Below are 12887 nucleotides of genomic sequence, written 5' to 3'. Positions count from 1 at the left end.
TCCTTTTTAACGCCCAATTCTTATATTCGCGTACTACCATTTATTGAACACAATGGACAGTATCGAGGGGCACAACCTCATTCTCGAATACTCTACAGATATCGTGACTGTCCACGACGTTACCGGCGGCATCGAGTACGTCAGTCCGTCCGTCGAGCACGTGCTCGGTTACGACCAGGCTGAACTCGTCGGAACGAGCGTCTTCGACTACGTCCATCCGGAAGACAGGGAGTCCGTCGAGTGTGCGTTCGAGCGAGCGGTCCGCGATGACGTCGACGCGATACAGTTCCGTGTCGAGGGCGGCGACGGGCGCTGGCGCTGGCTAGAAGCGACCGTCCATGGAAGGAATGCGGACGCCGAGAATCCCTCTCTGGTCGTGAGTTCGCGAGACGTGACGGAGCTAAAGCAGAAGGAACGCCAGCTGAACGCCATCATCGAGAACACCCGGGACGCCATCTTCATCAAGGACACCGAGGGTCGGTACGAGTTCATCAACGAGGCGGGAGCGTCGTACTTCGACATGACGCCGGACGAGGTGAGAGGACTCACAGACTACGACCTCTTCGACGCCGAGACCGCGGAACGGCTTCGAGCGATCGACGAGCGGATCATCCGGACGGGCGAGCACGAATCCTGCGAGACCGTCGCGTGCGTCGACGGCACCGAGCACGTCTTCTACGAGAACAAGTTCCCCTACGAGAGCGAGGCGGGCGAGATCCTCGGTGTCGTCGGCCTCGCGAGCGACATCACGGAGATGACCGCGCGCGAACGAGAGTTACGCCGCCTCAAGGAAGAGTACGAGGCCGTCTTCGAGAACGTGCAGGACGCGCTGTTCCTCGTTACGGTCGACGGGGACGAGCTTCGGTACTCTCGGTTCAATCCATCGGAGGAGCTGGCGACCGGGAAGCGAACCGAGGATATCTCCGGGAAGACACCACGTGAGGCGTTCGGTGACGAGATCGGAAGCGAACTCGAAGCGAACTACCGGCAGTGTCTGGAACGGCGCAAGCCGATCAGCTACGAGGAGCGCCTCGACTTCACGGGCGAGGAACGGGTGTGGCAGACCAAGCTAACTCCCGTCATAATCGATGACGAGGTCGTCCAGATAGTCGGCTCTGCCCGGGACGTCACCGAGCGGAAACGCCACGAGGAGACCTTGCAGTTGCTGCACGACGCGGCGCTTCGACTCGTCGACGCCGAAAGCCCGGAAGAAGTCGCCGAGATAACGGTCGTGTCGGGGGAGGAGATACTCGGTTTCCCGTCGCCGACCGTCTGGTTCGTTCGCGAGGACGGGTCCGGACTGGAGCTTGCAGCCGGGACCGACGAGCACCGACGCCGGCTCGCCGAATCGGGGGAACCGAACCCCGTTCATCCGCGTGGAGGCTGGCTCTGGTCGCTGTTCGAGTCCGGGAAGACCATCGTGTCCGAAGCGGTCGATTCGGACACACTGTCGAACGACATGCCGGTTCAGGCGACGGTCATCGCCCCGATCGGTCATCACGGCGTCCTCTCGTGCGGAGTGCTCGATCCGTACGAGTTCTCCGAGCAAGAGGTCAACCTCGCCAACATCCTGGCACGGAGCGCGGCCACAGCGCTGGACGAACTGGAACGGCAGGAGGAGCTGGAGCGACAGAACGAGCGCCTCGACGAGTTCGCGAGCGTCGTGAGCCACGACCTCCGGAACCCGTTGACCGTCGCGACCCTCCGGACCGAGCTCGCGCGAGAGGAACACGACGGCGAGCACCTCGAGGCGATAGAGGGAGCGCTCGAGAGGATGATGGCGCTCATCGAGGACATCCTGACGCTGGCCCGGCGCGGACAGACCATCGACGAGACCGTTCCGGTCTCGCTCGCCAGCCTCGCGACCGAGGCGTGGGACAGTCTGGAGACGCCAGCCGGACGGCTCGAGCTCGTCGACGACGTCCAGTTCGAGGCGGACCCGTCGCGTGTGACCCAGATACTCGAGAACCTCTTCCGGAACGCCCTCGTTCACGGGTCGAGGGGCGAGACGGGCGGATACGAACGCCGCTGTCGAAACGCCGATTCGGCCTCGGATGCGTGTGTTACGGTTCGGGTCGGACCACTCGGCACGACGGACGAGGGCGGGTCAGTCGTCGACCCTATCGGCTTCTTCGTCGAGGACGACGGTCCGGGAATCGACCCCGAACACCGGAGCCAGGTGTTCGAGTCCGGCTTCACCACGACGGAGAACGGCACGGGGTTCGGGCTCGCCATCGTTCAGCGAATCGCGGAAGCTCACGGCTGGCATTGCCGGGTGACCGAGGGAAGCGAGGGCGGCGCACGGTTCGAGTTCGTCGGCATCGAACCCGCTTGAGCGGGCGGCCCTTCCAATGCTGGGCGCAACCCTTTGCCCGTCCAGTGCCTCTCTCGGGATATGGAAGAAACGACCCACCCTGCAGTGCGGCGAGCCGAGCTGGTCGCATGGCTCCTCGACGAGTCGATTCGCATCCCCGGAACGGACCGACGTATCGGACTCGACCCCGTGCTCGGCCTCGTCCCCGGACTCGGTGACGCGGCCGCCACCGCACTTTCACTGTACGTCATCGTGGAAGCGTGGCGCGCGGGCGTGTCCAAACCGACCATCGGCCGGATGGTCGCCAACGTCGCCGTCGACGCGGGAATCGGTGCGATACCCGTCATCGGTGACCTGTTCGACGCGGCGTGGAAAGCGAACGAGAAGAACGTCGACCTGCTGAAGCGCTCGCTCGAGAACTAGTTCCAGGTCGTATCGACGGTGAGCGCCCGCTCGAGGAGCGGTTCCTCGTACAGTTCGTCGGTCTGTTTCGGATGGACGGCGTCTATCTCTCTGACCGTCTCGACGGTGTTGACGAAGTTCTTGAACGTCGCCTCGTCGACCATCTGGCCTTCGACGGTGACCGCACCCGTTCCACCGGCCTTGGCCTCCTGGAATGCCTCTATCTTGCGGACGTCCCGGTCTAGCTCCTCCGGAGTCGGCATGTGGATACGGTTCGCCTGTGCGGTCTGTTTCGGGTACAACGACCACGAGCCGTCGAGTCCGACGCGAGCCTCGCGTTCGACGTGGTCCGCGTAGCCGTCGGCGTTGTAGAACGTGACGCCGGCGCGCTCCTTGAACAGCCGGTCGAACGGCCCGCCGATGGCGGTGAGGCCGTTCGCGCTCGCCTCGTTCGAGAGGTCCTCCAGCAGGCCATCCCAGCGGGGTCGGCCGTCACCGATCTCCCGCCCACCGAGTGCGGCCGTGTAGTCGACCGGGCCGAAGACGAGGCCGTCGAGTCGAGAGCCTCCGCCGAACAGCGATATCTCGCGCAGGTCGGACTTCGCCTCCGGCGTCTCGACGATGACTGCGAGTCCGATGGAGCCGTCCGCGAGCCCGAACTCACGCTCGGCGTCGGCGACGACGCCCGCGGCTTCTTCGACGTCTTCGAGCCGCCCGACCTTCGGGACGACCACGCCGTCGATGTAGTCGCCGACCTCCTCGACGAGCCGGCGTATCTCGGTCGCGCCGCGGTCGCGAGTCTCCTCGTCGTCGTGTGCCCACTGGACGCGGGGGCGAATCTCGCCGGGGAACCCGTCCGCGTGGTCGGGGAGCCGGTCGACGATGTTGTCGAGGCCCTCCGCTTTCATGTCGGGTGCGGTCCCGTCCTCGAGGTCGGGGATGAGCCAGTCGGGGCACTCGAATCCCTCTGCGCCGAGGGCCGAGTCGAGGTACTTCGCCGTGTTGTCGCGGGGGACGGCGGCCGGTGCGGTCTGGAACGTGCGTGCGAGTCCTGCCATGTGTCGTGTCTCGTAGTGGGTGTAGATGATCTCTGAAGCTCAGTTCGAGCGCGTCCGGACGAGTGCCCGGCGAGTGCCCGAGTAGACGGGTTCGTCGCGCTGGTTGAACGCGACGTGTTCGAAGGTGACGGTGCCGGCGTAGTCGTGGGTCGACTCGGCGTCGAGGACTCGGGTGAACCCGTAGACCGTGTCGCCGGGCGTGACGAAGGTGTGGAACCGTTCGTCGTCGCAGCCGAGTTCGCGGTAGGTCGCCTCGTCGGAGCGGGCGTGCCCCAGCGCGACCGACCGGGTCACGTCCCCGTAGGCGACGATGTCGCCCGAGGGCGAGTCGGCCATCACGTCGACGTTGTGGTGCTGCTTCGCGGTGTTGAGCGTCGCGAGCGGGAGCGTGGCGACCATCACGTCGTCCATGGTCCGACCGCGCTCGTGTCGGTAGGCGACGGCCGCATCTCGAGAGTCTGCCTCGTCGAGCGCGGCCCGGAAGTCCTCGAAGTACGGGCCGTCCGGCGCGAGGAACTCGGCCGGGAGCGTCGGCCCGTCGTCGTCTGGCTCGTCGCCGAGCTCCTGCGCCCCGCCGTCGGTCGCCATCGGCTCGCGCCGGGGGATCATGTTCGTCCGCTCGTAGCTGAGCAGCGGGTCGCCGGAGTCGGCGTCGACGCCCTCCGTCTCCCAGGTGACGATGCCGTACTCGGGGCGCGAGGACGAGGCCTTCTTCGCCTGAACGGTCGACCTGACCCGTATCTCGGTTCCGGGGTAGATCTCGTGTTCGTGATGGCGGAGGTTCGTCCGGCCGAGGAAGTAGCCGCCCTTCTCGGAGAGGTCCTCGACGGTCGGCCCCATCACGGCCGCGACGAGGTAGTCCGGGTGGACCGGTGGCTCCTCGAAGCCGGCCTCCCGGGCGGCGTCGGTGCGCCAGTAGACGGGGTCGTGGTTGAGCGTCTGGCTGGCCCAGAGTTCGTGCGCGTGATTCGAGAGCGTGAGACCGGGCGCGTGTTCGAGTACGTCGCCCTCGGCGAAGTCCTCGAAGCAGTTGCCCTTCTCGCGCGTCTCGACTCGTTGCAGGACGGTCTCGAACGTGTCTGAATCTGTGATATCCATATCGAAAGCTAGCTGCACTGTCTCTCAGTCGTCTGCCGGGTTCGGTCGGTCGGCTGCCGTCGCCGTCGGTGGTGACTCCATGCGCGCCAGTGTACGTCGCATCTCGTTCGTCACGACCATGAACCCCTCGTCGAACCCCATGCCGGGCTTGGCGAGGGTCTGGGCCGCGTCGGTCGCGAGGGCCACGTGTGCGCAGGCTCGCGCGGAGGTCACCGTCTCGTTGCAGGTGCCGCCGAGGTACGCCCGGGTGTCGGTCCCTTCACAATAGCGGACCGCCTGTCCCGAGCGCTGGATGCCGCCCAGGTCGGGCGTCTTGACCTGCACGAGATCGGCCGCGCCCGCGTCGACGAAGGCGCGGACGTCCTCGAAGGTGTTGCACCACTCGTCGGCGACGATGTCGACGGCGACACCAGAATCGCGGAGGCCGTCGCGTAGCTCTGCCATCGAGTGGATCTGCTCCGCACGGCCGCCCTCGTCCATCGGGCCCTCGACCTGCAGGTCGAAGGGGGCGGCGGCATCGCGCAAGCTCGCGAAGTAGTCCGCGAGCTCCGCCCGGTCGTAGGGAGCCTCGAACACCTCGCCGAGGATGCCGTAGACGTCGACGTGGATGGTCGGCTCGTACCCATCTGGCCCGAGTTCGCGGGCGCGGGTCGAGAGCCAGTCGAGGTAGTCTCGCAGCTTCTCGCCGGACTCGCCGACCTTCTCGACGGAGTTGAACAGCCCGTGCGGAAGGACCGGGACGCCCTTGATCATCATCTTCTCGGCGTTGACCCGGCGGTCGTCGCCTGACTGGCCGAAGACCGGAATCGGTGTCGTCGCCGGCTCCGTGCCGAGTTCGTCTGCGAGCACCTCGGTCATCGTCTCTCCGCGTGCGCACGCCGCGGCCGCGAGCAGTGCCTGCGAGACGCCGTACCTGACGGCGGTGTGGAGCTGGTCGCGGTCGGTCCGTCCGTCCGTCTCGGTCCTCGCGGGCGGTAGCTCCTCGACGATGGTCGCGTTCTCACCGAACTCGGCGGGGTCGAGTCCCCGGAGTTCGCTCGCGACGGTCCCCTCGACGACAGGGCGGTACGACTCGGCTCGGAAGAGCGGGTCGCGCCCGCCCGCCCCCGAGTACTGGACCGCACAGCAGTCGCCCGAGGCGATGGTCCCGTCCGAGAGTTCGATTTCGACGGTGAGCGCCTCGCCGGCCTCTCGAATCCGGTCGAAGCCGGGTGTGACCGGTTCGCCAGTGTAGGCGAAGCCGTCCTGTGTCGCGCCCCGCTTGATGGCGCGCTGGTCGTCGAAGTAGAACCCCGACACCGTGGGAACCGCCCGGATTCGCTCAATCCGCACGTGTCTCACCTCCGTCGGTGCGAGACTGCTTGGATGCGGGACGGCCGATGAGCTTCCCGTCGCTGATGGCGTCGACGTCGTCGGCGACCATCCGGAACGACTGGGAGCGGCCCTCCGTCCGGGCTCGCGTGTCGAGGCGAGCCTCGTGCATCTCCTTGATGTCGTCGTCGATGGCGAGGTCGCCCCACTCGAGGATGCGGACCCGCCCGTCATCGTCCCGCGCGGGGAGGACGGTTCCCTGGGCCGCGTTGCTCGGGGCGAAGGGCACGTCCAGCGCGCCGGATTCGAACGCGGCGACCGTTCCCTGGGCGACGTCGCCGTCGCCGTGGGCCTCGATGGCATCGATGAGACACCAGGTCTCGCGCTCGATGAGCTCCTGCTCCTCGTCGACGCCGTCGAGACCGATGGCCTGCTCGACGACCATGTCGATGAGCTGGCGAGTGGTCCGGAGGCCGGCCGCGTTGGCCTCCTTGGTCGGGACTCCCGCGAACTCCTGCGGGGACTTCGTGATGACCTTGTCCGGCTTCGCGATGGCCGCGGTGGTCCCGCCGAGCCCGATGACGCCGTTCGCGCGGGCCTCGTCCGGCGGGAAGCCGCCCATCCACTCGTGGAAGACGGTCGTGACGCAGACCTCGTCCGGGAGGTACTCGTTACCGAGCTTTCGGAGGGCGCGGAGTGCCGCGACGTCCTGGACGACGTTGCCGACCTGCCCGTAGCCGAGAGTCAGGCTGCGAACGCCCTGCGTCGCGGCGAGCTTCCCCTCGATGAGCATGATGGCGATGGAGATGCTCGGTGGAACCAGCGTGCCGGTCAGCGGGCCGAACGGCTCGCGGTTGATGGTGATACCTCGTTCCGTGTACGCGCCCGCGAGGCGGTCGACGTACTGCCAGTGCTCGATGGTCTGGGCGAGGTCGCGGTCCTTACAGTACGGGATGTTGTACGAGATCGGACCGCCCTCGAAGCTCTGGAAGCCGCCCGCGTAGGTGACGGCCGCGAGCAGCCGGGCGTCCGGCGTCCCGTGTCGGACCTCGATGGGAGCGTCGACCCGCTCGATGAGCTGTCGACAGCCCTCGACGCCGTGGTTGACGGCCGGGAAGCCGTTGAGGGTATCCTCACCGGACTCCTGGGCCTTGTCGAGGGCCTCCTGGGCCTTCCCGTACTCGTTGTCGCGTGTGTACGAGTCGATGGTCGTAGGGAGCAGGTCCGCACCGCCCTCGTGGTGGAGGTGACGGAGCAGGTCGACCTGGTCGTCGAGCAGCGGGACGCCGGCGCGAGGCTGGAGCAGGGGACGGTCCGCCGACTCGAGCACGTCGGCGAATCGCTTGTGCTCCGGCAGCGTCTCGTGGTAGGTGACCGCTTCTTCGAAGTCTATCGTCTGGGCGGGGGGCCAGTCCTCGCGAATCTGCTCGTCGATACGCCGCAGTTCGTCTGTGGAGAGTGTTTCGTCGCGTAACATCAGGCGCTGATTCGGTCGGTCTCTGTCTCGCGGGGGGAGACGTTCAGGTCACGTTCCAGGGCACGGATGGCCTCTTCCGGCGTCGTCTCGCTGTCGAAGACGCGGTCGAATCCGAGCGCGCGGAAGGTCTTCCGCGTCTGCTCGAAGTCGTCCTGTCCGACGGCGAGGTTGCCACCGATGAAGGTGACACAGTCGACGCCTTCGGCCGCCAGCAGCTCGTGAAAGCCCTGGCAGTCCTGTTCGGCGTGGCCGTAGAGGGAGGAGACGAGTACAGCCTCTGCGTCGTGGGATTTCGCGGCCTCGACGAACTCCTCCTGCGAGGTCTGGACGCCGAGGTTCTCGACCTCGAACCCGGCCGCCGAGAGGGCCTGGTCGAGGATGGTGATTCCGACGACGTGTGCATCGGAGCCGATGACGCCGAGTATGACTGTCGGGGGCATTGCGCATCTGCCACTAAACATGAACATTCCTTAAAGATAATGATTGTTCATGATAATACTCCTTATATTCTCATAGGAGCTTAGACGGCAGGAAGGAATCCCTCATCATCTATCCGTAAGGTTTTACCCGTCGCAGTCGGTCGATTCGCCCATGCGTCCACTCTCTGACCTTCGGATACTGGATCTGACACAGGTTCTCGCCGGCCCGTACTGCACTATGCTGCTCGCGGACATGGGCGCTGACGTCATCAAGATAGAGCGACCGGGCGGCGACCTTATACGCTCCAATCCCCCGTTCGTCGACGACGAGAACGGAGAGGGGACCGACCCCGGCGACCAGTCCTACGGCGGCTACTTCCAGTCGGTCAACCGGGGCAAGCGCTCGCTCGAACTCGACCTGGGGAACGACCGCGACCGCGAGGACTTCCTCTCGCTGGTCGAGGAGGCCGACGTGGTCGTCGAGAACTATCGCGCGGGCACGATGGAGAAGTTCGACCTCGGCTACGAACAGCTGCGAGAACGCAACGAGTCCATCATCTACTCGTCCATCCGCGGGTTCGGCGACCCCCGCACGGGCGAGACCGAACGGCAGGGTCAGCCGAGCTTCGACCTCATCGCGCAGGCGCTCGGTGGCGTGATGGAGATAACGGGCCAGGAGGACGGTCCACCGACGAAGGTCGGCCCCGGTATCGGCGACCTGTTCACCGCCGTCCTCAACGCCGTCGGCATCCTCGCCGCGGTCCACCACCGCGAGCGGACCGGCGAGGGACAGTACGTCGACACCGCCATGTACGACGCCATGGTCTCGATGTGCGAGCGGACCGTCTACACCTACTCGTATACGGGCGAGGTGCTCTCTCGCCAGGGTAACTCCCACCCGACGCTGTTCCCGTACAACGCCTTCGAGGCGGCCGACGGGCACGTCGTCGTCGCCGCCTTCTCCGACGGCCACTGGCGCGCCCTCTGCGAGGCGATGGACCGACCGGACCTCGTCGCTGACTACCCAGACGCCGGAAGCCGCCTGCAGAACCGGGACACGCTGCGCGCCGAGATAACGGACTGGACGCGCCAGCACACCGAGTCGACAATCGTCGACGCGCTCGAAGGCCGCGTCCCGGTCGCCCCCGTCCAGGACACCGCGGATATCTTCGATGATGACCACGTGCACGCGAGAGAGATGCTCACCGAGGTCGAACAGCCCGGAGCGGACCGCGGCGTGACCGTCGCCGGCTGCCCCATCAAGTTCTCGGGCGCGTCGACCAGCCCGACGCGGCGGGCGCCCCTGCTGGACGAGCACCGCGAGGAACTGCTCGGTTCGGACGGGGCCAGGGACGGGACCGCGACGGCGAACAGCGACGACTGACCGCTGCATCGTCGAACTGATTCCGCTCTCACTGCCGCCGTTTCAGTAATCCTTTTGCGCATGCCAGCCACAGCACCGGGTATGAGCAACGAGTGGCCCCACGACCCCGACGGCGAGGAGGGCAGCGAGGGGATGCGCAAGTACGGGATGGCGATTCTCGCGAAAAAGCTGGACGAGGACGAGGATTTCCCGCTCCAGAAGGCCGACTTCGTCGAGGCACACGCCGACGAGCCGATTCGACTCAACTCGAAGCGCGTCGTCAGCGTCGCAGACATCTTCGAGCACGTCACCGAAGACGAGTTCGAGGACATCGTCTCGTTCCACAAGGCGGTCGGAAAGGCGATGCGGTCCGGCGGTTTCTGGGACTACCATCCGAAGGCGGGCGAGTCCAACGTCAAGCCCGCGTAACGTCGAACCGACATCACACCGACCGAAAACGGGTCGAGCGTGTTCGACCGGTTCAGATTCACTTATACGGTCTCGTCCGTTAGGCACGGCCAACAGTGACGAATACGCAGGTCACCCTCATCCAGATCGACAACTACGGTCCGTGGACGGTCACACCCGAACCGCGACGCGAGGTGGACCTCCAGACGCTCCAGTCCCGGCTGTACGCAGACCTCTCGCAGCTGGTCGGCAACCGAGACGGGTACGTCTTCTTCACCCGCTTCGACAACATGGTCGCCGTCACGAACGGGCTGGACATGGACGACCACGCGCTCATCCAGGAGTCCGTCGGCAACCGCTATCCCGTGACGGTCAGCTTCGCCGTCGCGACCGGGACGAACCCGGCACAGGCGCTCGCGGACGCCACCGACCTCCTACAGGACGCCGGTAGTGCACAGGACAAGTCCCGCCGCGAGATACTGCGCGGGCGGACCATCGACGACGAGTTCCGACGCGACGACGACGTCCAGATCGCTCACTTCGACGTCATCGACGCGACCGGCAAGTTCACCGACGAGTTGAACGCCTACGACTCGTTCATCGAGATTGAGCAAGCGTACGCCTCCCTCATGCGCTACATGCGGAGCGCGCACGACTCGCTCTCGTTCTTCGTCGGCGGCGACAACATCATCGCTACCTGTCCGGACCTCGGCGACGCGGAGTACAGGGACGCTCTCGACCACGTCAAAGAGGAGACGGGAATCGACCTTCAGGTCGGTGTCGGGCGGGGAGCCCACGCGCACGCCGCCGGCTTCGCGGCGAAACACGCCCTCGAGGAGTGTCGCGCCCACGGTACGAGTATCGCGTTCGACTGAAAGGACTCATCGGCTCGGCCGGCCCGATTCGGCCGTTCGACTGACCCGAGACGTTCGTCGGGTACGGCATTAAACGTGGCGGGGGTAGATTTTATACGAACACTGCTAACTAGTCACACATGGAACGCGACGTGTCGATACGTGACGTGACCACGCGAGAGTACGTCGGCGTCAGCGAATCGGATACCGTTCTGAGTACGGTTCGACTCATGCGAGACGAGGCGGCCGGGAGCGTGCTGGTCATGCGTGGCGGCACACCGGTCGGCATCATGACCGAGCGCGACGTTCTCGAGATGGTCGCAGAGAACGCCGACCCCGCCGAGACGACGGTCGACCAGCTGATGTCTCGGCCGGTCGTCTCGATCGCTGCCGACCGTTCTCTCTCCGAGGCCGCAGACGTGATGTCCAGACAGACGATCCGGAACTTGCTCGTGACCGACGGCGACGACATCGTCGGCGTCCTGACCGAGCGTGACGTCATCGATGCGACCGGGCCGCTCAGAGCGCGGCGGAGCATCACCACGTCGGATTCTCCCCCCGAGGAGGCCGACGACACCCAGTCGGAGCCGTTGGCGAACGGTGGAACCGGCGACGAATTCGGGACACAGGGCGTCTGCGAGCTCTGTGGCGCCCTTACAGCGTCACTGTTCGAGGCGAACGGTCAGCTGGTCTGCCCCGACTGCCGACAAATCTGACGGTGTGTCACGGCCCCGTCTTACGGTCACGAAGTAAACAACTGGCAGGTATATTTATAACAGTGAAACCTGTAGGACGCTACCATGGCACGGAATATACAACGACGAGACGTGCTGAAGGGTGCAGGTGCTGCAGGAATCGCTGGTCTCGCTGGGTGTATCGGCGGGGGTGGTGGTGGTTCCGGCGGCGGGAAGCCGGACGTGATGGTCGTAATCGGCTATCCAGAAGACGGCATCCAGCTCTTCCGCGACTACTACTCGGCAGACCCAGGTGAACAGAAGATCCTGGTCCCCGACGGTCTCCGCGACGACAAGCTGCCGGAGCAAGTCGGCAGTGACATGAAGGCACTGACCGGTACCGCCCCGGCAGCGGGCGGTCCGAACAAAGAGACGTTCAACCAGCTGTTCAAGGACGAGTACGGCGAGGCACCGGGTGTCTTCAACTCCCAGTGTTACGACTCCGTCGCCATCCTCATCCTCGCGAACGCCGCAGCAGGGAAGAACGACGGTACAGCCATCCGCGACCAGATGCGCCGTATCGCCAACCCCGGTGGGATGGAGGTTGGTCCCCAGAACTTCGTCGAAGGCGTCGAAGCAGCCGCGAAGGGCGAGGACATCAACTACCAGGGTGCCTCGAGTGCGACCAACTTCAACGACAAGGGTGACCCCGCGTCCGCAGCCTACTCCATCTGGAACATCAAGAACCAGGACACCAACGACGTCGACGTCCAGCAGTTCGAGGGTGACAACCCCGATGGCTCCGGCCCGCACGCGGACAGCGCATCCGGTGGGATGGGACGGACCATCAAGGTCGGCGTCCTCCTCCCGGAGACCGGTGCCCTCGCGTCGGTCGGGCAGCTGATGATCAAGGCCGCGAAGATCCCGGCCAAGCAGGTCAACGACTCCGACCTCGACCTCGAGGTCGACCAGCAGGTCGAAGACACGCAGACGAATCCGTCTGCCGGTGTCAACGCCGCCAACTCGCTGGTCAACGCCGGTTACCCCGCAGTCTGTGGGTCCGCATCGTCCGGTGTCAACGTCCCGGTGTCGAAGCAGGTCTTCATCCCGAACAAGGTCGTGGGCTGCTCGCCGTCCAGTACGGCGCTCAGCGTCACGAACCTCGAAGACGACGACTACATCTTCCGGACCGCACCGTCCGACCTGCTCCAGGGAGCCGTGATGGCACAGGTCGCGTCGAAGCGACTCGAAGGTAAGACCGCCGCGACGCTGTACGTCAACAACGACTACGGCCAGCAGCTCTCGAACCAGTTCGCCAAGGTCTTCAAGGACAAGCACGGCGGCGAGGTCTGGAATCAGGTCGCGTACAACCAGGGCGAGTCCTCCTACACCTCGGTCATCGAGGAGGCACAGTCGAAGCCCTGAGTCGGCGCCCGGACACGAACGAGCAATTTTTTCGACCGGCCACAGGCGACGAGCCGCAGGCTCCCACTACTACGGTCGTGAGAG

The 12887-nt window shown here is 65.5% G+C and carries 12 protein-coding genes; 7 read left to right on the top strand and 5 right to left on the bottom strand.

Translation table 11 applies throughout. The features are described 5' to 3' along the window. Positions 1–52 precede the first annotated feature (52 nt). Both ACSC1Y_RS00855 and ACSC1Y_RS00850 read left to right on the top strand, forming a co-directional pair. Positions 53–2335, top strand: coding sequence for a PAS domain-containing protein (locus ACSC1Y_RS00855; protein ID WP_435332657.1), 2283 nt, complete (start codon positions 53–55; stop codon positions 2333–2335). A gap of 60 nt (positions 2336–2395) precedes the next feature. Next, positions 2396–2737, top strand: coding sequence for a DUF4112 domain-containing protein (locus ACSC1Y_RS00850; RefSeq protein ID WP_435332656.1), 342 nt, complete (start codon positions 2396–2398; stop codon positions 2735–2737). On the opposite strand, the gene citE is transcribed toward ACSC1Y_RS00850, so the two are convergent. From citE to glmS, 5 genes are read right to left on the bottom strand one after another with little or no spacing between them, the layout of a single operon-like run. Continuing rightward, complete coding sequence (gene citE / locus ACSC1Y_RS00845) at positions 2734–3774, bottom strand: L-malyl-CoA/beta-methylmalyl-CoA lyase (protein WP_435332655.1); 1041 nt, start codon at positions 3772–3774, stop codon at positions 2734–2736. The genes ACSC1Y_RS00850 and citE overlap by 4 nt on opposite strands. 39 nt (positions 3775–3813) lie before the next feature. Further along, a complete protein-coding gene (gene mch / locus ACSC1Y_RS00840) occupies positions 3814–4872 on the bottom strand; it encodes a 2-methylfumaryl-CoA hydratase (protein WP_435332653.1) in 1059 nt (352 codons plus the stop codon). A gap of 24 nt (positions 4873–4896) precedes the next feature. Continuing rightward, positions 4897–6204: a methylaspartate ammonia-lyase gene (locus tag ACSC1Y_RS00835; protein ID WP_435332652.1), complete on the bottom strand. Its 1308-nt coding sequence runs from the start codon at positions 6202–6204 to the stop codon at positions 4897–4899. Beyond that, a complete protein-coding gene (locus ACSC1Y_RS00830) occupies positions 6194–7660 on the bottom strand; it encodes a methylaspartate mutase subunit E (RefSeq protein ID WP_435332650.1) in 1467 nt (488 codons plus the stop codon). Before ACSC1Y_RS00830 ends, ACSC1Y_RS00835 begins: the two co-directional genes overlap by 11 nt. Continuing rightward, positions 7660–8100, bottom strand: a complete 441-nt coding sequence (gene glmS / locus ACSC1Y_RS00825; RefSeq protein ID WP_435332649.1) for a methylaspartate mutase subunit S — start codon at positions 8098–8100, stop codon at positions 7660–7662. Before glmS ends, ACSC1Y_RS00830 begins: the two co-directional genes overlap by 1 nt. A 151-nt stretch (positions 8101–8251) precedes the next feature. On the opposite strand from glmS, the gene mct reads away from it, so the two are divergent. The 5 genes from mct to ACSC1Y_RS00800 all read left to right on the top strand — a co-directional run bounded on the left by mct (position 8252) and on the right by ACSC1Y_RS00800 (position 12803). Next, positions 8252–9463, top strand: coding sequence for a succinyl-CoA:mesaconate CoA-transferase (gene mct, locus ACSC1Y_RS00820; RefSeq protein WP_435332648.1), 1212 nt, complete (start codon positions 8252–8254; stop codon positions 9461–9463). Positions 9464–9544: 81 nt separating this feature from the next. Continuing rightward, positions 9545–9871: a DUF5785 family protein gene (locus ACSC1Y_RS00815; RefSeq protein ID WP_435332647.1), complete on the top strand. Its 327-nt coding sequence runs from the start codon at positions 9545–9547 to the stop codon at positions 9869–9871. A gap of 95 nt (positions 9872–9966) precedes the next feature. Next, complete coding sequence (locus tag ACSC1Y_RS00810) at positions 9967–10725, top strand: GTP cyclohydrolase III (protein ID WP_435332646.1); 759 nt, start codon at positions 9967–9969, stop codon at positions 10723–10725. 119 nt (positions 10726–10844) lie between these two features. Continuing rightward, the gene (locus ACSC1Y_RS00805; protein WP_435332645.1) at positions 10845–11420 is read left to right on the top strand and encodes a CBS domain-containing protein; all 576 of its coding nucleotides are present in this window, start codon (positions 10845–10847) and stop codon (positions 11418–11420) included. A gap of 84 nt (positions 11421–11504) precedes the next feature. Further along, positions 11505–12803, top strand: coding sequence for an ABC transporter substrate-binding protein (locus ACSC1Y_RS00800; protein ID WP_435332644.1), 1299 nt, complete (start codon positions 11505–11507; stop codon positions 12801–12803). Positions 12804–12887: the final 84 nt, after the last annotated feature.

Source organism: Haloarchaeobius lipolyticus (assembly GCF_051208015.1).
Taxonomy (GTDB): Archaea; Halobacteriota; Halobacteria; order Halobacteriales; family Natrialbaceae; genus Haloarchaeobius.
This window is presented reverse-complemented; position numbering and strand designations above follow the sequence as displayed.